Below are 21,159 nucleotides of genomic sequence, written 5' to 3'. Positions count from 1 at the left end.
TCCTCCGGTCCTCCCGGGGGTCCGGCCAGGTGCCCGGCCGGGTGCCGCGGAGGCCTTCTCGCGCCTCAGGCCCGCAGTGCGGGGGCGGCGGGCGCCGGGGTGACGCGGGCCGCGCCGCGGTACGTCGAGATCCCCACCGCCAGCAGCCAGTAGCTGAGGAGGAAGCCCATCAGCGCGGTCGTGGCCCAGCCGTTCGCCGCGTAGAAGAACGCGGGGTCGTTGCCGAAGAACAGCGACGGCACGAACACGAGGTTGACGCCGGCCAGGACGTGGGCGGAGCGGCCGGTCCAGCGCGGCAGCAGCCCGGTGCGGACGACGGCCTGGCCGAACGCGGTCAGGAACAGCGCCAGCATGAGGCGGGAGATCGACCCGTAGAGGATGTAGGTGCCGCTGACGTCGATCGTCGGGTCGATCGGGTGGTCGACGGCGATGACCGCGCCGGCCTCCAGCCCCATCGAGACCAGGGTGACCGTCGCGTACACGAGTCCGGTCGCGAAGGCGATCGAGCCGATCCACTCGTGGTCGGGGGAGACGCGCCGGACCAGTTCCCGCAACGCGGTCACGAAGACGACGAGACACGCCAGCGCGACGATCCCGACCAGCAGCCGGGACAGGACGTTGACGTCCGGCGGCGGGCCCGAGTAGAGGAAGTACAGCGGCACCTGGACGATGAGGGCGACGGCGGCGACGACGGCGGCGAGGCCGGTCAGGCGCCGGGCGGTGGCTTCGGACATGGGGTCCCCCGAGTTCTCGGCGTGGCGGATGCGGCGCCGGCCTCTCGGCTCCTGCGGGGCTCGTTCGGGCCGGCCCCTGAAGACTGCCGCTTCCTGCGGCCCCGGTCGCGGGGCCTGGGCGCCGGACCGGGGGTGGTCCTGGCCCCACCCCTACGGGTTCACCTCGACCCAGGAACGGCTCTCCGCGGAGCGCGCCATCGCCTCCAGCACGGTCGCGCTGTGCACCGCGTCCGCGAGCGTCGCCCCGTGCGGTGCGCCCTCGGCGACCGAGCGCAGGAAGCGGTGGGCCTCCACGACCTTGAGGTCGTCGTAGCCCATCGCGTTCGCGGCGCCCGGCTGGAACGCGCCGAACTCGCCGTCGCCCGGGCCCACGTACACCGTGCTGACCGGCTGGTCCTGGTACGCCGTGCCGCGGCTGACGCCCAGCTCGTTCATCCTGCGGAAGTCCCAGAACACCGCGCCCTCGGTGCCGTGCACCTCGAAGCCGTAGTCGTTCTGCGCGCCGACCGAGACCCGGCAGGCCTCCAGCACGCCCCGCGCGCCGGAGGCGAAGCGCAGCAGGCAGTTGACGTAGTCCTCGTTCTCGACCGGGCCGAGTTCGCCGCCCGCCGCGAGGCTGTGGCCCGCCGTCGCTCCCGTCGGTCGGGCCCGCTCCGGGACGAAGACCGCGGTGTCGGCCGCCAGCGACGTGATGTCGCCGAGCAGGAAGCGGGCCAGGTCCACGCCGTGCGAGGCCAGATCGCCGAGCACCCCGCTGCCGCCGCGCTCGCGTTCGTACCGCCAGGTCAGCGCACCGTCGGGGTGGGCCGCGTAATCGCTGAGGAGACGGATGCGGACATGGGTGACGGCGCCCAGCTCGCCGGCGGCGATCAGCGCACGGGCCGTCTCCACGGCGGGCGCGTTGCGGTAGTTGAAGCCGACGGCGCCCTGGACCCCGGCCCGGGCCACCGCGTCCGCCACGGCCACGGCGTCCTCGCGGGTGAGGCCCACCGGCTTCTCGATCCAGATGTGCTTGCCGGCCTCGGCCATCGCGACGCCGATCTCGCGGTGCAGGAAGTTCGGCGCGGTGATGCTGACGGCCTGGACGCGCGGGTCGGCGGCCACCTCACGCCAGTTGCGGGTGGTGGCGGTGAAGCCGAACTGCGCGGCGGCCTCCTCCGCCCGGCCGGGGACCTCCTCGGCGACGACCACCAGCTCCGGACGCAGGGCGAGCTGCGGGTAGTGGTGCCGGACGCGGGCGTACGCCTGGGTGTGCACCCGCCCCATCCAGCCGAACCCGACGACGGCGACACCGAGCGCGTCCACCATGACGGCCCCTCTCAGCCTTCTGCCGGCCCTCATTGGACCGGTCCATGTCCTGTCCAAGTCACCCTGGGGGCGACCCGCCGTGGGTGTCAAGCCTTTCGAAGCCCTGAGCCGGCGGCGACGCGGACCCCTTTGACAGCCGCGCGACGACATGGAACGGTCCATGTCATGAGACCACCGACCATCCGTGACGTCGCCGACCGCGCGGGCGTGTCCAAATCCCTGGTCTCCCTCGTGCTGCGCGGGACCGGCCAGGTGCGCGCTGAGAAGCGGGAGGCCGTCCTGCGGGCCGCCGGCGAACTGGGCTACCGGCCGAACACGGCCGCGCGCAGCCTCAGCGAGCAGCGCACCCTCCCCGGCCCCCCGGCACGTCCGGACGGCGGGACCCCCATGGTCGGCGTCCTCCTGCACGACCTGCGCAACCCCTGGTACGTGGATCTCCTCGACGGTCTCAACTCCCTGCTGCACGCGCACGGTCTGCACATGCTGCTCGCCGACGCCCGTCTCAACCGCCGCGTCGGCCAGGACCCGGCAGGCCCGTTCCTGGACCTCGGGGCGGACGGGCTGGTGATCGTCGGGACGCTGCCCGACCCGGCGGCGCTCGGCGCGGTGGCGGAGCGGATCCCGGTCGTCGTCGCGGGCGCCCGGGAACCCGTCCCGCCGGGGGTCGACGTGGTCGCGGGCGACGACGGACAGGGCGCGCGCCTGGTCACCGAGCACCTGCTGGCGCTCGGCCACCGCCGCATCGCCCACATCGCGGGCTACGGCGCGGTCGGCGAGCTGCGGCGGCGCAGCTTCGAGGCGGTGATGCGGGAGCACGGTGTGGAGCGGCCCGCCGTCGAGGCCAGTGACATGACCGAGGAGGGCGGCCACCGTGCCGCCGTCCGGCTGCTCGGACGTGCCGACCGGCCGACGGCGGTGTTCGCCGTGAACGACATGGCCGGTGTGGGCGCGCTGTCGGCCGCCGAGGAGCTGGGCCTCGCCGTTCCCGGGGACCTCTCGGTGGTCGGCTACGACAACACCAGCACCTCCCGGCTGCGGCACCTGTGGCTGACCACCGTCGACAACGCCGGCCACGAGGTCGGCCGCCGGGCCGCCCGTTGCCTCCTGGACCGCTTCGAGGGGGGCGGGGGACCGGGACGGGTGCAGCTCGCCGCGCCGCTGCTGGAGATCCGGGGGACGACGGCGCCGCCGGCCCCGCTCACCGGTTGATCGCGTAGACCTTGCGCAACGTCTCGTGGACCGTCCACGTCGTGCGGTCGCCCTCGCGCAGCACCGCCATGTCCCCGGGGCCCACCGTCAGCGTCGGTCCGCCCTCGACCTCGACGGTCGCCGAACCGCTGATCACGACGAACAGCTCGTCCGCCTCGGTGTCGGTGACCACGCCCGGGGTGATCTGCCAGATCCCCCGGATCTGCCGGCCGTCGTCGGACTCCCACACCACCGTGCCGCTGACCTCGGGGGAGCCGCAGACGATCTGGGCGGGGTCGAGCGGGTCGGGTTCGAGGGCGGCGTCGGGAACGTGGAGAGCGAAGCTGTGGGTCATGCGGCGACCCTAACGAGGCGGGCCGTTCTCGCGGGCTGGACACCGTGTGTGGCGTGCGCCCCGGCGGCGCGGCAGATCGTCGGGGACCGTGCCGCGTTGCCGGGTGGGAGTCCGCTGTCCGGCGTTGCGGGTGCGGCCTCGCGGAGTCGGGGTCAGGCTCGGGGTATGGGTGAACGGTGGCAGATCCGCCGGGCGGGCGCGGCGAACGCCCCGCACCGGGTGCTGATGATTCCGGGCGGGCTGTGCACGACGGAGTTCTACGCGGACGTGATGGCCGAGCCCGTGGTGGCGGGGCTCGGGATGGTCGCGGTGACCCAGCCCGGCTTCGGCCCCACCGAGGCGCCGGCGGACGTCTCCATGGAGCACTACGCCCGGCTGATGGCGGACTTCGCCGCCGACGCCGGCTGCGACACCGTCGTCGGTCACAGTCTGGGCGCGAACGTGGCGCTGGAGATGGCCGCGCTCGGGCTGTTCCACGGTCCGCTGGTGCTGCTGTCCCCGACCTTCTCGCGCGGTGACGAGGCCCGCTTCTTGACCGTCCTGAACGCCCTGGGCCGGGTGCCCGTGCTGGGCGGCGCGGCCTGGGCCGCCATGATCCGGCTGCTGCCCCGGGCGCTGAAACGCGAACTGCCGCCGCACCGCGCCGAGGCGCTGGCGGCGGCCATGGGCGGCAGCGACCCGGCGGCCTGCCGCCGGATCGTGCGGGCCTACTACGCGTACCTCGACCGGTATCCGTCCCTGGTGCCGCGGCTGTGCGAGTCCGGGGCGCCCGCCTGGGTGGTGCGCGGGGACCGGGACGGGATCGGACTGACGGACGGCGAACGGCGGGGCCTCGAGGCCTGCCCGCGGGTCCGCACGGTCGCGGTGACGGACGCGGGACACCTGGCCCTCGTCGAGCAGCCGGCCGCTGTCGCCGCCGTGGTCGCGGAGGCGGCCTCGGCGACGGTGCGCTGAGAGGCCGGGACCGGGGCCAGGGCCGGGGACCGGGATCGGGGCTTTCGCGGTCTCGGTCGCCGATGATGTGCGGCGGGCGGCGGGCGGCGGGCGGCGGGCGGCGGACGGCGGGCGGCGGACGCGGCCTCGCGCGCCCGGGTCGCTCAGGCGACGGGTGACGTGGCCTGCCGTACGTGGCGGGCGATCAGCGCGTAGGAGGCGCGGGTTCTCTCCTCGTTCTTCTCGTCGCCGTCGTAGCCGTGGTCGACGCCCGGCACGTCGTGATGCTCCACGAGCGCGCCGGCCCCCGCCAGACGCTCCGCGTACCGCACGCCCTCGGCCCGCAGCAGGTCGTGCGCCGCCGTGATCACCAGGGCCGGGGCGATGCCCGCGAGGTCGGCGGTGTCGGACGGGTGGGCGGGCGAGACCAGCCGGTCGGCGCGCAGGGCCGGGTCCGGGACGTACGACGAGTCGAAGACGTCCGCCATCCAGGGCCGCAGTATCGGCCGGGCGATGGCGGCCCGCTTGTCCCTGGCGCCGGTGGCGAGGTCCAGCGGGGGGTAGTGCAGCACCTGGAGCGCGATCGAGGGGCCGCCCTCCTCCAGGGCCCGGCGGGCGACGGCCGCCGCGAGACCGCCGCCGGCGCTCTGGCCGCCCACCGTGAGCCGTGTGCCGTCCCACCCGTGTGCGGCGCCGTGTTCCGCGACCCAGCGCACGACCTCGTAGGCCTGCCGGGGCGGACCGGGGAAGGGGAACTGCGGTGCCACCGCGTACTTCACGTTGACCACGACCACCCCCGCCTCGGCGGCGAGCAGACGGCACAGGGCGTCGTCGATCTCCGGCATCGACATGACGTACCCGCCGCCGTGGAAGTTGACGTGAACGGGCGGATCCGGTGTTCCCGCCGGGGGCGCGTACACGGTGACCGGAGCCGGTGCGACCGAGGTCGGCACGGTCGACTCCCGCGTATCGCGGGGGTATTCGGGCAGCCGGGCGAGCCGGTCGGCCGTCGATCCGGGTCCGCTCGCGCGGCGGCCTGCGAGTGCGGTGAGGCGCTGCATCGTGCGCGCGGCGAGAGCGGCCACCGACGGCCTGGCGAGGAAGGACATGTTGATCCGTTCGTCGTGCATGTCACGTCATCATCAGGAAACCTGTTGATGGACGGGGTGAAGCTAACACGTCGCGCCCCTACCGCACAGCCCTGCCCCACCGTCGGTCCGTACGTCCGCCCGCCTGTCCGCCCGCCGGTCCGGCCGGTCAGTCGCGGCGAGCCACCAGCCGGTAGGCGTTGGACACGCCGAGCCGGTGCGACAGCGGCCGCACCGCGAACCGGTCCAGCAAGGTGGCCACGACCAGCGCCGGGATGCCGGCGACCAGCAGCGTCCCGCGCAGCGTGCGGCGCAGCGCGCCCGGCGGTCGGGGCAGCCAGGGCGCGTCGTCGCGCGGCGCCGCGTGGTCCAGCGCGAGCCAGACGCCGGCCAGCAGGTCGACCGGGTCGTGCGGCTCCGCGTGCTGCTCCGCCACCACCGTGAAGCCCAGGCTCGTGAGCCGCTCCCGGAGATTGGCCACCGGCACGAGGTGCAGGTGCTGCGGCTGGAGCCAGGGCAGCCACCAGCGGCCCAGCATCCGCGCGTAGCGGCTCTCGGGGTCCGGCACCTCGATCAGCAGGTGCCCGCCGGGCCGGACCGTCTCCCGGGCGGCGCGCAGCTCACGGTCGGGATCGGTGCTGTGCTCCAGGTAGTGGAACATGCTCACCACGTCGTAACGGGCGGCGAGTTCGGACGCGAGGTGCGGGAAGTCACCGCGGTAGCCGTGCTCCACCCGGCCCTCCCGCTCGGCGAGTTCGACGCCGTCGGTGAAGTCGAGCCCGTCGAACACCGTGCCGGGCAGCACCTCCCGGGCGGCGGCGCAGAAGTGACCGTGCCCGGTGCCGACGTCCAGCCAGGTCTTCGGCGCGGGGTCGTGCGGCAGCATCGACTCGGCCCGTCCCCGGTACATCTTCGTCCGGCCGCCGAAGGTGTCGCCGAGCTTCTTCTCGCCCAGTCCGTCGTAGAAGTCCCGGTAGTAGAACTCCAGTCCCTGCGGGCTGAGCCGGGGGTTCTGGAAGGTGTGTCCGCAGCGCTCACAGCGGTCCAGCACGAACCGTCCGGGCTTGTGCTGGAGCAGGTCGGTGGTGCGCAGGCGGGTGGTCAGCTCCCGGGCGCCGCACCAGGGACAGTCGGTGCGGCGGGGCTCGAAGAAGTGCTCCAGCCCGGCGGCGAGGTCCGCCTGGTAGGCGGGCCGCAGCCCGGCGATCCGCTCGGCGGACCTGACGGGCTCGGCCGGCGTGCCGGACGTGGTCTGATCGGTCATCGCAACTCCCGTGCCAGTTCGTCGAGTCGGGCCGCCGCGGCGGATGCGCCGCCCGCGGCGCGGAACGCGGTGCGGATCCGGACGGCCGCCGCGCGGTGACCGGGGTCGTCCAGCACGGAGTCGAGCGCCGCGCCGAACCGCTGTGCGGTGACCCGGCCGAAGCGCACCCGCACACCGGCCCCCGCGTCCACGACCTGCCCGGCCACCACCGGCTGGTCGTCGCGGATGGGGGCCACGACGAGCGGGATCCCGTGCCACAGCGACTCGCACACGGTGTTGTGCCCCGCGTGGCAGACCACCGCGCCGACTCCCCTTTCCAGCAGCGCGAGTTGCGGCACGGACGGCACGATCAGCACGTCCTTGTCCGGCTCCCGCGCCGCCTGGGTGCCGCCGGGGTCGACGATCACCCCCTGCATGCGGTCGGCCCGCTCCCGCAGCGCGCTCCGGCACACGTCGAGGAACCGGCCGCCGACGTCGGCGTTCGCGGTGCCCAGCGTGACCAGCACGGTGGCGCGTCCCGCGTCGAGCCACTCCCAGGGGAAACCGGCGGCCGACGGCCGGGCCGAGACGGACGGGCCGACCCAGCAGACGCTTCCGCCGCTTCCGCCGCTTCCGGGGACGCCGGGCGCTGCGCCCGCCAACTCCGGCGTGCTGAAGGCCAGAACGAGATGCGGGGAGAACCGGGGGTCGCCGGCTCCGGCGGGGTCGCCCACGGCCGCCCGCAGCGCCGTCAGCCGCCCGTCCAGCCACTGGCGCACCTTGGGCAGCCCGGCCAGCGGGTCGGTGAACTCGGCGGACGTGGTCGCCGAGGTCGCCCAGGGCAGGCCCAGCCGTTCGGCGACGAGCGCGCCGGCGAAGGCCTGCTGGTCGGCGACGACGACATCGGGCCGGAACGTCTCGACGGCCGCCCGCACCCCCGGCGCCATCGCCTCGGCCAGCGGCAGCAGGTACCACTCCCACAGGAACTTCAGCGCCTCCGGCCCGCGCAGGTCGGCGGGCCGCTCACCCCCGGGGGCCCCGCCGCAGGCGAAGACCGGGCCCGCCCGGCGCCCCGCCAGCCTGGCGACCAGCTCCGGGTCGGGACAGACCCAGGCCACCCGGTGGCCGCGTGCGGCGAGCTCGGCGGCCACGCCGACCGTCGGGTTGACGTGCCCGACCAGCGGGGGGACGACGAACAGGAACCGGCTCATCCGGCGGCCTTCGCCGCGGTCCGTCCGGTCTCCTCGACGAGGGACAGCACGTGCCCGCCGACGGCGCCCGACGCCTCCACGAGCACCGAGTGCTCATGTCCCGGGATCACCACGGTCCGGCAGTCCGGCAGCACCGACTCCAGCCACGGCGCCAGTGCGGCGAGGTCGGAGTCGCCGCCGTAGACGGCGAGCACCGGGCAGCGCACCGCCGCGATGCGCTCCTCCGTCAGCACCCGGCTGGCCGGGATGTCCCGGCCGAGGGTGGTGTCGCGGGCGAGCCGGGCCGCGCCCTTGGCCAGGCGTGCCGTGTTGTGTCCGCGGTGGGCGCTGATCCAGGCGATCGCGTCGGGCTCGTTGTGGGCGAGCTGGGTCACGACCCGGTCCAGGATGCCGCCGAGCTTCACCGCCCAGGCGGCGGTGGCCGGTTCGGACTCGACGAGGGTCACGCTCGCAGCCCGCCCGGGGTGCCGGGCCGCGTAGCCGAACGCGATCGTGCCTCCGTAGGAGTTGCCGACCAGGTGCACCGGACCGGTCACCCCCAGCCGGTCGAGCAGTGCCTCGAGGTCGTCCACGTTGTGGTCCAGCGTGTAGCCCTCGGCGGGGCGTGCGCTGCGACCGTGGCCGCGCAGGTCGTACATGACGACGTCGAGGCCCGCGGCCGCGAACGCGGGGGCCACGGTGAAGTAGTAACTGGCCAGACTGTCGGTGAGCAGACCGTGCACCAGCACCACGGTGGCGGTGGGCGGCCGGCCCTCCCTCGGGCCGAGCCGCTGTACGTGCAACCGGACGGCGCCGGTGTCGACCATCGCCATGGCTCAGCCCGCCTCCGCCGCGGCCTTCAGACTCGTCACGACGTACTCGACGAGCCGTCCCACGGTGAGTTCGATGATCTCGTCGAACTCCATGCCGGCCAGGAACTCGGCGAAGTTGACCCGGTCGCCGTACCGCTCCTGGAGCAGTCCGGCGAGGGTGACCAGGTCGATGCTCTCCAGCTCCAGGTCGCGGTTGAAGGTGGTGTGCATGCCGATCTCGACGTCGTCGAGGCCGTACTCGTCCTCCAGGAGCCGCGCGAGCATCCCCGTGAGGTCGGCGAGGACGGACTCCTCCTCGGCCGTGACGGGGGAGTGGGGGGTGGGGGATGTCATGGGGTGTCGTACTCCTTCTCGGTCGAGGGTCCCGTCGTCCATGCCACCGCGTACGCGCGGCGCGGCAGCCGGGGAGGGTTGGCGGCCGGTGCGCAGTGCACGGTGTAGGCGCGTTCCAGGCGGCCCGCGACGGTCAGCCGGTCGCCGGCCGGCGTCGCGTCGAGCACCCTGAAGTCCCTTGGTCTGCCGCCGAATCCGGTGCCCTCCGCCTTCGCGACGGCCTCCTTGGCCACCCAGAAGCGGGTGAACCACAGGGCCTCGGAGTCGCCGCCGGCGGCGGACAGGGCGTCCAGCAGGGCCAGTTCGTCCGGGCCCAGGGCGGTGGCGAGGGTCTGCGGGGTGCGCTCGACGACCTCCTCGATGTCGATCCCCGGCCCGGGGCCGGGCCGGTGCGGGCGGACGATCGCCACGCCCGCCTCCGCGCAGTGGGCCAGTGAGACGTCCAGCGGCGGCAGGGTGCGGCCGTGCTCGCCGGTGACGTACGGGAGGCCGGCCGCGTCGTTGCGCACCCGCAGTTCCGCCGGGAACACCGGGCCCTCGCCGTGGTCCCAGAGCCACCGCCGTACCGCGTCCTTGGCCGCGATCCGGCCCAGCAGCCACTGCCGCCGTCCGCGCGGCGCGTGTTCCGCGTACTGCGCACGCTCCTGGCCGCCCAGCGAGTTGCGCATGATCAGTTCGCGGGAGGCCAGGTCCGGCCATCGCTCGTGCAGCAGCTGCCAGCCGCCCGGGCGGGTCTCGGACAGGGTGTGGCGCTCGGGGAACCGCTCGACGGGCCGGGTGCCGGGGTCGTTGTCGAAGCGGCGGTCCTGCCAGCCGCGCAGCTCCGCCCAGACCGTGCCGTCCACCGTCAGCTGGACGTCGGCCTCGAGGAACGCGTCGGTGAGCGAGGTGATCCGCACCAGGCATCCCACCCGTGTCCCGGGCGCCGGATGCGGCCCGTGGAAACGCATCTCCCGCATGCCGACCGGGAACACCACGGTCCGCTCGGAACGGGTCGCCATGATCCAGTAGCCGAGGATCTGGCCGACGTTGTCCAGCAGCGCACCGGGCGCGGCCGGGGTGGTGATGACCCCGCGCACATGGCGGTCGCCGATCGCGGTGAGTTCGGTGACGCCGCGGAACGCCGGTCCGTGGAACATCCAGCGCTCGTCGTAGAGCTGGGCGGCGGTGTGGTCGGGGGTGCGTTCGGGCGCGGGGAGGGCGGCCCAGGGGGCGGGCGGTGCGGGGTAGGTCCCGGCGAGTTCCACGGTGGCCCGGGCCCGTGGGCCGAAGGAGACGGTGAGCCGGTCCACGCCCGCGGGCGTGAGGGTGACCGGCACGTCGACGGCGGGGGCGGCGGTGAGCCATTCCTCGAAGCGTGCCCCGTGCACGGCGACCGGCAGCGCCCGGCCGGCGTCCGCGGCCCGTGCGGCGTCCGCCGCCGCGTCCATGACGTGCTGCACGATCGTCGTGGCCGGGACGACCGGCCAGCGGTCGGCGAGGTCCGGCCAGCCGGGGCGCTGCGGGAAGAAGCAGTGGTCCAGGAGGTAGGGCATGGACTCGGTGGAGACGCGGACGGTCGTGCGTCCGGGCGCGACCGGGCGGTGTGGCACGGGCGCCGCGGCGTGCGTGCTCATCAGGGCGGCGGCGGTGTCCGCCGTGTCGCGGAGCAGGGCGCTCAGTTCGGCGGCGATCGGGGAGCGTGCGACGAGGGCGTCCAGCGGCGACGGACCGCCGGGGGCGGCCGTGGGGGCCGGAGCCGGGGCGGCGGGGTCCGTGCGGGCGGGGTCCGTGCGGGCGGGGTCCGCGCCGGGGTGGGCGCGAGGCACGGTTTGCACGTCGTCCCGCCCCTCGCCTCGCAGCCCGGCCCGCAGTTCGTCCCTCAGCTCGGCGAGGCGCTGCGGCGCGAGCGAGACCAGGGCGCCGCCCAGATCCAGCTGTGTCGGGGGGCGCCGGCGCGCGTCCGTCGTCCCGGCGGCGGACGAGGACGGCGGCAGGAGGGGCGCCACCGCGGCCCCGGCCGCCCACAGCGCGGTGGCGACCCGGCGCAGCTGGGCGAGGCCCGTGCGGTGGGGTGAGTTGGCGGCGATCACCAGGTGGTCGCGTCCGCCCAGGGTGTCGCCGACGAGGGAGCCGAGCTGACCGGGTCCGACCTGCACGAACGCGGTGTGACCGGCCGCGTGCAGGGCCTCGGCGAGCTGCCGGAAGCGGACGGGCTCCAGCAGATGCCGCACGAACAGGGACCGAACGCCGTGCTCGTCCGCGGGGAACGGAGCGGCGGTCGTCCCCGACCAGAGCGGGGTGTGCGGAGGATGCAGCCGGAACCGGCCGGCCGCCGCCTCGATCGGGCCGATGTGCGGCTTCAGCATCGGCGTGTGGAAGCCCGACCGGAACGGCAGCACCTGGCTGAGCACGCCCCGGGCGCGGAACGCCCGCACGAAGTCCTCCACCGCCGCCTGCGGACCGCACACCATGGACTGGCCGGGCGCGTTGTCGTGGGACAGCACCAGACCCTCCCGTGCTCCGCCCTCGTCGCGCAGGGCGGCCCGCACACGCTCCGCCGACGCGCCGATCGCGCCGAAGGCCAGTCCGGGGACCGCGACGGTGTCCGGGTCGAACTCCGCCATGAAGGCGTCGACCTCCTCCCCGGCGTACAGTCCGGCCGCCGCCATCGCCGTCCACTCGCCGACGCTGTGCCCGGCGACCGCGTCCGGCACGATCCCGCTGCGGCGCAGCGCGGCGTCGAGGAGGCGGCCGACGGCGACGACGCCGAAGCCGTGCCGGCCCACGTCGCCGGTCCGGTCGCCGTCGACGGCCGGGACGGGCAGGGCGAAGTGCGCCGCCACGTCGTCGACCTGCGGGGTGAAGTCGCCCTCCAGCCCGGGGAACAGGAACGCGAGCCGGCCCCGGCCGGCGCCCAGCAGCGGGGTCGGCCGGAACCAGACGTCGCTGCGGCCGTGCCAGGCACGCTCCTTGGCGACGGCCCGGCGGGCCAGCGCGAGCCGTCTGGCGGTCGGCTCGACGATGCCGAGTCGGGTCACTCCGGCGTCCGGGTGCGGCCGGGAGGGGTCCAGGCCGGCGGCCCGCACGGTGTCGTCGGCCCCGTCCAGGAGGGCCGCGAGCCGAGCGGGGGAGCCGGCGGCGAGCAGCAGGACGCGCTCGGGTTCGGCGACGTCCAGGACCGCGCGGGGCGTCGTCGCGGCGCGCGGCCCGCGGGCGGCGGGCGCCTCCTCCAGCACCACGTGCGCGTTGATCCCGCCGAACCCGAAGGCGTTGACGGCGGCCCGCCGCACGGGCTGGTCGGCCGTGGTCTCCCAGTCGGCGGCCTTGTCCAGGGTGCGGAACCGGGTGCGGGCCAGCGCCGGGTGGGGGTCGTCGCAGTGCAGCGTCGGCAGCAGCGTGCGGTGGTGCACGGCGAGAGCGGCCTTGACCAGGCCTGCCACCCCGGCGGCGGGCATGGTGTGCCCGATCATCGACTTGACCGACCCGAGGACCGCCTCGCCGTCCCCGGGGCCGAACACCTCGGCCAGCGTGACGAGTTCGGCTCCGTCGCCGGCCGGGGTGGCGGTGCCGTGCGCCTCCAGCAGACCCACCGAGCCGGGTGCGGCCGGATCGAGCCCGGCGGCCCGCCACGCCTGCCGCACGGCCAGCGCCTGACCGCCCGGATCCGGGTTGACCAGCCCGGCCGCCCGGCCGTCGCTGGCCACCCCGGTACCCCGGATGACGGCGTAGACCCGGTCGCCGTCGCGCTCGGCGTCGGACAGCCGCTTGAGGACGACGACGCCCGTGCCCTCGCCGATCAGGATGCCGTCGGCCTCCCGGTGGAAGGGGCGGATGCGCTGGCTGGGAGAGAGGGCGCGCAGCTGCGAGAAGACGCTCCACAGCGTGATGTCGTGGCAGTGGTGCACCCCGCCGGCGAGCATCAGGTCGCACCGGCCGGAGGCGAGTTCGCCCACCGCCTGGTCCACGGCGACCAGCGACGAGGCGCAGGCCGCGTCCACGGTGTACGCCGGCCCGCGCAGATCGAGCCGGTTGGCGATCCGGGAGGCGGCCAGGTTGGGCACCAGGCCGATCGCGGACTCGGGACTGTCCGGGCCGAGCCGCTCGGTGAACGCGGCCCGTACCCGGTCGAGTTGCCCGTCCGTCAGATCGGGCAGCAGCTCGCCCAGGGTGCGCACGAGCTGGCCGGCGGTGCGCACCCGCTGGTCGAGCCGGACCAGGCCGGGCGTGAGATAGCCGCCCCGGCCGAGGACGACGCCGACGCGCCCCCGCTCGGGGAGACGGTCCGCGCCGCCCGCGTCCTCCAGCGCGGCCGAGGCCACGTGCAGGGCGATGAGCTGGTCGGGCTCGGTCCCGGCCACCGAGTTCGGCATGACCCCGAACCGGGTGACCTCGACCTGCGCGAGCCCGTCCACGAATCCGCCGCGCCGGGTGTACACCCGGTCCGCGACGGCCGGGTCGGCGGCCGTGCCGGGCCGGTAGAACGCGGCGTCCCAGCGTCCCTCCGGCGCCTCGCCGATCGCGTCGACCCCGTCGCGCAGGTTGCGCCAGTACGCGTCCAGTCCGGCGGCCCCCGGCAGCAGCACCGACATCCCGACGATGGCGACCGGCACCTGACGCGCCGTCGTCCGACCGTCGATCACCCGGTGCTCCGGCAGGGGGTGTTCCGGAATCCGACGTTCCGTCACCGGAGCCGGCCCCGCCTCGGCCGGCCCGGACGACGTCACCGCGGCGGTCACCAGCCCGAGGCGGTGTAGACGACGGCGGTGGCCGACTCCTCGCCCCAGGCCAGCTCGCGCAGCAGCGCCGCGGTCCCCTCCTCGGGGTCGATCAGCCGGATGCCGCGCCGGGCGTACTCGCGGGCCAACTCGGCCCCGACCATGCCGGCGTGCCCGGCGGCGGGCGCCCACGGACCCCAGTGCACGGTCACGGCACGGCGGCCGGTGCGGGCGGCGAAGGCCGCGCCGAGAGTCTCCAGCGCGTCGTTGGCGGCCGCGTAGTCCACCTGGCCCCGGTTGCCCAGCACGGCCGAGACCGAGCCGAACAGCACGGTGAAGGCCGGTGTGGAAGGCAGCTCCTCCAGCGCGGTGAGCAGGGCGTGCGCGCCGGTCGCCTTCGTGCCGTAGACGCGCTGGAACGACTCGGCGCTCTTCTCGCCGATCAGCCGGTCCTCGATGACGCCGGCCGCGTGGACGACGCCGTCGAGCCTGCCGTGCTCGGCGTGGATCTCCTTCACCGCCTGGCGCACGGCGTCCGGCTCCCGGAAGTCGACGGTGCGGTAGCGGGCCCGCCCGCCGAGCGCGTCGAGTTCGGCCAGCGTGGCCGTGATCTCCCTCTGGGCGAGCAGGAGTTCGGCAGCACGGTTGATCTCGGCGGGCTTCAGACCGCCGCGCGCGGCGAGTGCGGCGCGCAGGTCGGCCGGGGTGCGCGCGGCCGCGGTGTCCGCGTCCTCGGGGCCGTCCGGCGCGGGGGTGCGGCCGAGCAGCTCCAGCCGGCAGCGGGCGGCCCCGGCGAGCGCGGCGGCGAACTGCGCGGTGATGCCCCGCGCGCCGCCCGCCAGCAGCACCACCGAGTCCCGGTCCAGGCCGAGCGCGGCCGCCTCCGCGACCCCGTCCCCGGCCGGTCCGGCGCCCGTGCTGCCGAGCGCGCCGAGCGGCGCCTCCACCAGCTCGAAGCCGTGCCGTCCGGCCGCCGTCCGCAACACGACCGGCGTGCGGTCGGCGGCGACGGCCTCCTCGACCACCGCGTCCGCGACGGCGGACGCCGACACGTCGTTGAGGTCGACGACCCGTGCGAGCGTGTCCGGGCACTCCCGCGCCAGGGTCCGGAACAGACCGCGCAGGCCCGCCGTCCGGGTGTCGGGGGCGTCGGCGTCGGCTCGCCGGACGGCCAGCAGCCACCGCGGCCCGCCCTCGAGGGCGGCCTTCAGCACGGGGAAGGCGTCCGGCAGCACCGGTGCGCCGTCGTCGGCGCTCGTGAGAGCCCCGAGGTACAGCACTCCGTCCACCGCCCCGTCGTCCCGCGACAGGACGTGGTCCCGGCCCCGGACGGTGACGTGGGCGCCGTGCGCGACCAGCCGGGCGGCGATCTCCGGGGCGTCCCCGAGGACGGCCCAGCGGGTGCCGGCGAGCACCGCGGACGGGTCCGCGACCGCCTGCGCCGAGGTGTCGAGGAGCACCGGACGCAGGACGTGCCGGCGTGGGGCCTCGGCGGGCGCCTCGGCGCTGTCCGGCGCCACGGGTGCGGTGGGTGGGGTGGGCGCGATGGGGCTCGTGGCTGCGGTGGCGGTGGGCGCGGTGGGGGTGGGTGCGGTGGCCGGGCCGCCGCCCAGCCGGGCCGTGAGCCAGTCGGTCACCGCGGCGGCCGTGCGCGCCTTGGCCAGCTCCTCCAGCTCGGCGTCCTCCATCGCGGTCAGGTCCGCGCCGGCGCCGCCCAGCCGTCGGGCCAGCTCACCGGCGATCTCCGCCCGTTTGATGGAGTCGATGCTGAGGTCCGCCTCCAGGTCGAGGTCGGGCTCGATCATGTCGACGGGGTAGCCGGTGCGCTCGCTGATGATCTCCAGGACGACCTGCTGGACGTCCGGCGGCCCGCCGGCCGGCGTCACCGCCTCGGCGGCCGAGCCCGTGTCCGCCGCTCCCGTGTCCGCCGCCGGTGTCCGCGCCGTCGACTGCGGTCGTGGCGCGACGAGTTCGGCCGGCGCCGACGCCGCCTGCGGGACGACCACGGGCGCGGCGATCGTGGCCCCTGGCGTGGCGCCGAAGTAGGTGAGCAGCACGTCCCGTTGGGCGGCGATCATCTCGCGGCTGGTGCGCAGGAACTCGGAGATGAGCGCGTCCCGGTCGGAGGGGACGCCGGGCGGGGGGTTCGTCGTCACAGTCGTCTCCTGGGTCTCCGCGACTCGTCGGGCCGGTGCGAGCGCACCGGGTAGGAGCGCGCCGGCGGCGGTGCGGACCAGCTGTCCGTCGACCGTCCAGCCGGGCAGCTTCGGCACGGGCGTCCGTACGGCGTCCACGGCGTCCCGGCCGCGCAGCAGCCACCCCGCGCGCACCGGCAGACCCGCGACGGCGAGCGCGGCCAGGGCGTCGAGCCAGCCGCCGAGCCCGCTGCCCGGCCGGGGCTCGCAGGCCACCGTGCGGTGCGGGCGGTCGCCGAGGATCTGCCCGACCAGCCGGGTGAGCACCGACCCCGGCCCCGCCTCGACGAAGACGCGCGCCCCGGCCGCGTACATCGCCTCGATCTGCTCGGCGAAGGCGACCGGCGCGCTGATCTGGGCGGCGAGCCCGGCCCGGACGGCGTCCGCGTCGGCGGGGTAGGGGGCGGCCGTGCGGTTGGACCACACGGGGAACTCGGGGGCGTGCACCGGGCGGTCGGCGAGCGCTCCGGCGAACCGGTCGGCGGCGCCCGCCACCAGCGGACTGTGGAAGGCGCAGGCCACGGGGATGCGCTGGGCCCCGAGTCCGGCCTCACGCAGCAGCCGGACGGCTTCGGCGACGGCGTCCGTCGGTCCCGCGATCACCGTCTGCCCGGGCGAGTTGCGGTTGGCGACGACGACGGAGTCCGGTGCGGCCCCGGCCTTCAGCGCCTCGGTCACCGCCTTCGCGTCCGCCGTGACGGCGGCCATGGTCCCGGGGTCGCCGTCGCCGCGGTTCCCGCCGCCCTCGCCGTCGGCGCGTCGTGCGGCTTCCAGGATCGCCGCGGCCCGCTCCGAGCTCAGCTCCAGCAGCGTCTCGGGGGTCAGGGCGCCGGCCGCGCAGAGGGCGACCAGCTCGCCGTAGCTGTGTCCGGCGGCCATGTCGGGGCGCACCCCGGCCGCGGTGAGCACGGCGTGGGCGGCGAGGCCCGCGAGGCCGAGGGCGGGCTGGGCCGCCCGGGTGTCGGTCAGCGCGGCCTGCTGCCGGGCGCGTCCGGCGTCGTCGAAGGCGGCCGGCGGGTACAGGGCGTCGGCGTGGGCGCGCCCGAGCTCCAGGTACGGGCGCAGCTCGGGGAAGGCCACGAACAGGTCGGCGAGCATGCCGGTGCGCTGACTGCCCTGCCCCGGGAAGAGGAAGGCGACCTTGCCCTCCCCGGCGTCGTTCCGGCTGGTGCTGGTGCTGGTGCTGGTGCTGGTGCTGGTGCTGGTGCTGGTGCTGGTGCTGGTGCTGGCGCCGGCGCCGGGGGCGTCGCCGGGGAGTTCGTCGTGCTCCTCGTGGCGGACGGCCCGGTGGATGCCGCGCGCCGGGGCGGTCCCGGCCGGGTCGGCCGTCAGCCACAGCAGTTTCTCCACCAGGTCGTCGACGTCCGTCGCCACGACCGCGAACCACGTCCGATCCGCGCTCGCGTCCGCCCGTCGCGCCGCGCTCAGCGCGAGGTCGCGGAGCCGCCACGGCCGTCCGCCGGTCTGCGCGGCGCCGAGGAGTTCGGTCACGGCACGGCGGGCCGCCGCCTCGTCCCGGCCCCGGAAGACGAACAGTTCGGCCGGCCAGGCGTCCAGTCCGCGCACCGGCGGCACGCCCTCGGCGTGAGCGGCGAGCACCACATGGAAGTTGGTGCCGCCGAAGCCGAACGCGCTCACCCCCGCCAGGCGTTCGCGAGGAGGAACCGCCCACGGGCGGGCCTCGGCGTGGAAGGCGAACGGGCTGGCGGCCGCGTCCCAGGCCGGGTTGGGGGCCTCGACGTGCAGCGTGGGCGGTCTGACGCCGGTGTGCAGCGACAGCAGCGTCTTGATCAGGCCGGCGAGTCCCGCGGCGCATTTGGTGTGCCCGATCTGCGACTTCACCGAGCCGAGCACACAGCCGCCCGGCTTCGCCCCGGCCTCGTCGAACACCTCGGTGAGGATGCGCAGTTCGGTGCGGTCGCCGACCACCGTGCCGGTGCCGTGCGCCTCGACGAGCCCGACGTCGGCCGGGGAGACGCCCGCGTTGCGGTAGGCGCGTTCCAGGGCCGAGCGCTGTCCCTCGGGCCGCGGCGCGGTCAGCCCGAGCGAACGTCCGTCGCTGGAGGAGCCGAGCCCCTTGATGACGCCGTAGATCCGGTCGCCGTCGCGTTCGGCGTCCGCGAGACGCTTGAGGACCACGCAGGCCACGCCCTCGCCGAGGGCGATGCCGTCCGCCGAGCCGTCGAAGGCGCGGGAGCGGCCGGTCGGGGACAGGGCGTGCACGGAGGAGAAGAGGACGTAGTCGTTGATGCCGTTGTGCAGGTCGGCGCCGCCGCACAGCACCACGTCGGACGTGCCGCCGACCAGTTCCTTGCAGGCGACGTCCACGGCGGCCAGCGAGGAGGCGCAGGCCGCGTCGACGGTGTAGTTGGCGCCGCCGAGGTCCAGCCGGTTGGCGATCCGCCCGGAGATGACGTTGGCGAGCATGCCGGGGAAGGAGTCCTCGGTCAGCTGCGGCAGCTGACGGTCCAGGCCGGCCGGGACCTCGCCGTAGTACGAGGGCAGCACCGCCCGCAGGGTGGCGGCGTTCGACAGGTCGCTGCCCGCCTCCGCGCCGAACACCACGGAGGTGCGGGAGCGGTCGAAGCGCCGCCCCCCGTCGCCGTATCCGGCGTCGTCGAGGGCGCGCCGGGCGGCTTCCAGGGACAGCAGCTGCACCGGTTCGACGCTGCCGAGGGAGGCCGGCGGGATGCCGTAGCGCAGCGGGTCGAAGGGGATGCGGGGCAGGAATCCGCCCCACTTGGACGGGGTGGACGTGCCGTGGTGGACGGCCGGGTCCCAGCGGTCCGCCGGGACCTCGCCCACCGCGTCCACGCCCCCCACGACGTTCGCCCAGAAGGCGGCCAGGTCGGGCGCTCCGGGGAACATGCAGGCCATGCCGACGACGGCGACGTCGAGCGGGGCCGGAGCCGCGGCCTCGGCCGGTTCGTCCGGCAGCGCGAACTCGGCCGCGCGCCGGGCGAGATGAGCGAGCGCCCCGGTCGTCACCGAGGTGTGCAGCGCGGCGAGGGTGGTCGGGGCCGAGCGCAGCACCGCCACCTCCCCGGCCATGAACATCCCCTCGGTGAGCTGGCGTCCCTCGTCGACGGGGGTGAGGAGACCGCCGGCGTCCCGGGTCACGCCCTTGCTGGCGACGCGCAGCCGGCCGACGTTGAGCCGTTCCAGCTCCTCCCAGATCCGCCGCTCCGGCACGCCCTCGGCGCGCAGCCCGGCCGCCCGGTCCCGGTAGCCGGCCGCGAACGGGCTCGGCACACACCGTGTGGCGTGACCCGGCGCCGACTCCAGGAGCGCGGTGCCGCCGGCCGCCATGACCTGCCGCTGGAAGAGCGGCCGGATCGCCCCGAGCGCCACCGCCTCCTCGGTGAACAGGTACGCGGTGCCCATCAGCACGCCCACGGCCGCTCCGCGCGCGGTCAGCGGGGCGGCGAGCGCGGCGACCATCGCCGCCGACCGCTCGTCGTGCACCCCGCCCGCGAAGAACACCTCGACGTCGGCGGCCTCACGGTCCGTCAAGAAATCTTCCAGGACAGCCAGTTGGGCCTCCCAGAGCGGAAAGCTGGCGCGCGGTCCGACGTGCCCGCCGCACTCCGCGCCCTCGAAGACGAACCGGCGCGCCCCCGCCTCCAGGAACTGCCGCAGCAGTCCCGGGGACGGCACGTGCAGGAAGGTGCGCACACCGTCCCGCTCCAGCGCCTGCGCCTGGGAGGGCCGTCCGCCCGCGATGATCGCGTGCGTCGGCCGCAGCTGCCGCACGGCCTCCAGCTGGGCGGCGCGCACCTCCTCCGGCGCGAAGCCGAGGACGCCCACGCCCCAGGGCCGGCCGGCCGCCGCCTCCCGTGTCTCGGTCAGCATCGCCCGGGTCCGCTCGCCGTCCGCCAGCGCCAGCGCCAGGAACGGCAGGGCCCCGTCCGCCGCCACCGCCGCGGCGAACGCCGCCTCGTCGCTCACCCGGGTCATGGGGCCCTGTGCGACCGGCAGCCGGGTGCCGAGCGCCCGGGCCATCGGCGATCCGTCCCCCAGCGCCCGCCCGGCGGTGTCGTCGCGCAGGGCGTCCAGCACGGCTTCCCTGAGCGCGCGGACCGTCCGCCGGACGTCCACCCAGCGCTCGGCGAACCGGGCGGCGAGGAACCCGTCCTGGCCCACCGGGAGCAGCTGGGTGCGCGGGTCCTGGGCGCCCAGCGTCGCGGCCACCGTCTCGGCGGTGGCGTCCGGCGCGAGCCGTGGCGCGTCCGGGCCGCGCCGCAGCAGGACGCGGTGACCGGCCAGGACGACGGTCTCCGAACCGTCCAGGGTGCGCAGCACGGCCGCGGCCGGCTCGGGCAGGGCCGATTCGGCGAGCAGCGCCAGCTGACTGTCCAGGACCACTCCGGCCGCCCCGCCGGCCACCGCGGCGGCCGCGGTGCGCGGGCCGATGCCGCCGCAGGCCCATACCGGCACGCTCACCTCGGGCGCGGCGAGGAGCTGCTGGAGCAGGACGTAGGTGCTCAGTTCGCCGATCCGGCCACCGCACTCGGCGCCGCGCGCGATCAGGCCGTGCGCCCCGACGCGCATCGCGTCCCGCGCGCCCGCCAGGTCGGTGACCTCCACCAGCACCCGGTGACACACCGTCAAAGTGCCGACGTCCCACGGACTTTGCGTGGCGTCCCGGGCCGCGTCCGCGGTGACTATCACGGTGTGCGGGCCGTCCGGGGCCAGATCGGCGGGGCCGAGCGCGCAGTGCGCGCCGACCCGGACGCCGAACGCGCCGGGGGAGGCCCGGCGCAGGCGGGCGAGAGCCTCCCGGGATCTTCGGTCCCCCGGCCCCAGGTCGAGCACGCCCAGGCCGCCGGCCCGGCCGACCGCCAGGGCGAGCCCCGCGTCGGGCTCTCCGAACGGAGTGATGCCGATGATCATGTCCTCGGGACGCACAGCGGACGTCATGATTCTCCGAATCAAGGTGAGACTGCACGGTGGGGGGTTCGGGACAGCAAAGGCGGCTCACCGGATTCCAGCGGGCAGAGGTTCACCGCGGAACGCCGTTCTACAGCGCGTGCTCGAAACGCGTTGAAAGGTAGTGCGCTTA

12 protein-coding genes are annotated in these 21,159 nt (G+C 75.7%); 2 read left to right on the top strand and 10 right to left on the bottom strand.

Annotated elements, in window-relative coordinates; genetic code table 11:
• Positions 1–65: 65 nt before the first annotated feature.
• A complete protein-coding gene (locus OHS82_RS07940) occupies positions 66–734 on the bottom strand; it encodes a hypothetical protein (RefSeq protein WP_057582433.1) in 669 nt (222 codons plus the stop codon).
• A 150-nt stretch (positions 735–884) separates the two neighbouring features.
• On the bottom strand, positions 885–2,042 hold the full coding sequence (locus OHS82_RS07935) for a Gfo/Idh/MocA family protein (protein WP_057582434.1): 1,158 nt from the start codon (positions 2,040–2,042) through the stop codon (positions 885–887).
• A 165-nt stretch (positions 2,043–2,207) separates the two neighbouring features.
• Here OHS82_RS07935 and OHS82_RS07930 point away from each other — a divergent pair, with 165 nt between their 5' ends.
• Positions 2,208–3,251, top strand: coding sequence for a LacI family DNA-binding transcriptional regulator (locus OHS82_RS07930; RefSeq protein ID WP_057582435.1), 1,044 nt, complete (start codon positions 2,208–2,210; stop codon positions 3,249–3,251).
• Here the strand turns inward: OHS82_RS07930 and OHS82_RS07925 are convergent.
• Positions 3,241–3,585, bottom strand: a complete 345-nt coding sequence (locus tag OHS82_RS07925) for a cupin domain-containing protein (protein WP_057582436.1) — start codon at positions 3,583–3,585, stop codon at positions 3,241–3,243. The two genes, OHS82_RS07930 and OHS82_RS07925, sit on opposite strands and share 11 nt — an antisense overlap.
• Positions 3,586–3,750: 165 nt before the next feature.
• On the opposite strand from OHS82_RS07925, the gene OHS82_RS07920 reads away from it, so the two are divergent.
• Complete coding sequence (locus tag OHS82_RS07920; RefSeq protein ID WP_057582437.1) at positions 3,751–4,539, top strand: alpha/beta fold hydrolase; 789 nt, start codon at positions 3,751–3,753, stop codon at positions 4,537–4,539.
• A 143-nt stretch (positions 4,540–4,682) separates the two neighbouring features.
• Here the strand turns inward: OHS82_RS07920 and OHS82_RS07915 are convergent, their stop codons facing one another.
• The 7 genes from OHS82_RS07915 to OHS82_RS07885 all read right to left on the bottom strand — a co-directional run bounded on the left by OHS82_RS07915 (position 4,683) and on the right by OHS82_RS07885 (position 21,017).
• Positions 4,683–5,627, bottom strand: a complete 945-nt coding sequence (locus OHS82_RS07915) for an alpha/beta hydrolase fold domain-containing protein (RefSeq protein ID WP_328436039.1) — start codon at positions 5,625–5,627, stop codon at positions 4,683–4,685.
• A 148-nt stretch (positions 5,628–5,775) separates the two neighbouring features.
• Positions 5,776–6,870 carry a class I SAM-dependent methyltransferase gene (locus OHS82_RS07910; RefSeq protein WP_328433598.1) on the bottom strand — a complete coding sequence of 365 codons (1,095 nt, stop codon included), beginning with the start codon at positions 6,868–6,870 and terminating at the stop codon, positions 5,776–5,778.
• Positions 6,867–8,060: a glycosyltransferase gene (locus tag OHS82_RS07905; protein ID WP_328433597.1), complete on the bottom strand. Its 1,194-nt coding sequence runs from the start codon at positions 8,058–8,060 to the stop codon at positions 6,867–6,869. Before OHS82_RS07905 ends, OHS82_RS07910 begins: the two co-directional genes overlap by 4 nt.
• Complete coding sequence (locus OHS82_RS07900) at positions 8,057–8,872, bottom strand: alpha/beta fold hydrolase (protein ID WP_057582439.1); 816 nt, start codon at positions 8,870–8,872, stop codon at positions 8,057–8,059. The genes OHS82_RS07905 and OHS82_RS07900 overlap by 4 nt, the downstream gene beginning before the upstream one ends.
• 3 nt (positions 8,873–8,875) lie before the next feature.
• Positions 8,876–9,205 carry an acyl carrier protein gene (locus tag OHS82_RS07895; protein WP_057582440.1) on the bottom strand — a complete coding sequence of 110 codons (330 nt, stop codon included), beginning with the start codon at positions 9,203–9,205 and terminating at the stop codon, positions 8,876–8,878.
• The gene (locus OHS82_RS07890; protein ID WP_443061830.1) at positions 9,202–13,776 is read right to left on the bottom strand and encodes a beta-ketoacyl synthase N-terminal-like domain-containing protein; all 4,575 of its coding nucleotides are present in this window, start codon (positions 13,774–13,776) and stop codon (positions 9,202–9,204) included. Before OHS82_RS07890 ends, OHS82_RS07895 begins: the two co-directional genes overlap by 4 nt.
• A gap of 143 nt (positions 13,777–13,919) precedes the next feature.
• Positions 13,920–21,017: an SDR family oxidoreductase gene (locus tag OHS82_RS07885; RefSeq protein WP_328433595.1), complete on the bottom strand. Its 7,098-nt coding sequence runs from the start codon at positions 21,015–21,017 to the stop codon at positions 13,920–13,922.
• Positions 21,018–21,159: the final 142 nt, after the last annotated feature.

Origin of the sequence: Streptomyces sp. NBC_00425 (assembly GCF_036030735.1) — a bacterium.
GTDB lineage: Bacteria > Actinomycetota > Actinomycetes > Streptomycetales > Streptomycetaceae > Streptomyces.
This window is presented reverse-complemented; position numbering and strand designations above follow the sequence as displayed.